The sequence below is a fragment of the Thiomonas sp. SCN 64-16 genome, from assembly GCF_001725585.1.
Lineage (GTDB): Bacteria > Pseudomonadota > Gammaproteobacteria > Burkholderiales > Burkholderiaceae_C > Thiomonas > Thiomonas arsenitoxydans.
This window is the reverse complement of sequence record NZ_MEGQ01000031.1, coordinates 1-1,158: the sequence shown is the minus strand read 5'-3', so window position 1 is coordinate 1,158 and position 1,158 is coordinate 1. Positions and strand designations below refer to the sequence as shown.

Here is a 1,158-nt window from a genome sequence, read left to right as displayed (position 1 = left end):
GTGATCTCCCTGAGAAGTTCCGTGCCGTGGTGCTTGCAGAGGCCCGCGCGGTATGAAACGCGCCGAGTTGCGCATTCCCGACTACATCGTCCACATTCTCGAGGCCATCAACCGCATTGCGGAATACACCGCTGGGATGGATGAAGACAGCTTCCTGAAGAACAGACTCGTCCAGGATGCTGCGATTCGCAACATCGAGGTCATCGGCGAAGCGGCCCGTAATATCGGGAGGGCTTCCCCCGCGTTCATCGCCGAGCATCACAGCATCCCCTGGAGCACCATGATTGCCATGCGCAACCGCGTCTCTCACGGATACATGACGATCAACCTGTCGCTGGTCTGGAAGACGATCCGAAACGATTTGCCCGATTTAGAGAAACCGATCCGCGAGCTGCACAACGGTGCGTAACCCTGACCCGTGCTGAGCGGCAGATGCTCGCTGCCATTGAGAAACTGGAAGGCACGCGAAATGAACGCTGATCACTACACTTATCGCGTCACGTGGTCGCCAGAAGATGGCGAGCATGTGGGCCTGTGTGCGGAATTTCCCTCGCTGTCTTGGCTGGCTGGCACGCCTGAAGCCGCCCTCAAGGGTATTCGACGGATCGTCGCGCAGAGTGTCGAAGACATGCGCCAATACGAGGAGGATATTCCGCAGCCCTTGGCCGAGAAGCACTATAGCGGCCAGTTCCGCGTGCGCATCCCTCCGGAAGTTCATCGCTCACTTGCAACCCAGGCCGCAGAGCAGGGGGTGAGCCTGAACCGGCTAGCCAGCGCGAAGCTGGCCGCCTGATGTAGCACCCGATCATCCCGCTCCTGCGCATCGCGTGTAATGACGCATGCGATTCATGAGGCATGGGAGGACTTGCCCATAGGCGCGTCATCATCAACCTGCAGACTGATCCTTGGCGCATCGTCACCACCTGTTTTGATCGCAGGAGAACCTTGTTGTCAGAACGCGAGCCCACAAAGGCATCGCTTCGCGCAAAAAAATACATGAGCGGGACTGTCCGGATTTTTGTGTTCGAGGCGCTGGGAGACTTTTCCACGGCGTCGGTTGGCGCTTGCGACGAACCGAGCGACGCGGTGGGAAAGTCGGTGGTCATCTTACGCAATGGGTTGGGTGAATCGCTCGGCGTAAAGGATCGCGAATTGGTT

3 protein-coding genes are annotated in these 1,158 nt (G+C 58.5%); all 3 read left to right on the top strand.

Annotation, left to right across the window (positions count from 1 at the left end; genetic code table 11):
- Positions 1 to 52 precede the first annotated feature (52 nt).
- Positions 53 to 409, top strand: coding sequence for a HepT-like ribonuclease domain-containing protein (locus ABT24_RS09855; RefSeq protein WP_276732617.1), 357 nt, complete (start codon positions 53 to 55; stop codon positions 407 to 409).
- A 60-nt stretch (positions 410 to 469) separates the two neighbouring features.
- Complete coding sequence (locus ABT24_RS09850; protein ID WP_276732622.1) at positions 470 to 793, top strand: type II toxin-antitoxin system HicB family antitoxin; 324 nt, start codon at positions 470 to 472, stop codon at positions 791 to 793.
- A 62-nt stretch (positions 794 to 855) separates the two neighbouring features.
- Positions 856 to 1,158: hypothetical protein (locus ABT24_RS09845; RefSeq protein ID WP_286737762.1), on the top strand; the 303-nt coding region annotated here is incomplete at its 3' end.

What these genes read in the sequence shown, in the direction of transcription:
- ABT24_RS09850 (WP_276732622.1), top strand. Translation starts at nt 470, where the DNA reads ATGAACGCTGATCACTACACTTATCGCGTCACGTGGTCGCCAGAAGAT.
- ABT24_RS09855 (WP_276732617.1), top strand. Translation starts at nt 53, where the DNA reads ATGAAACGCGCCGAGTTGCGCATTCCCGACTACATCGTCCACATTCTC.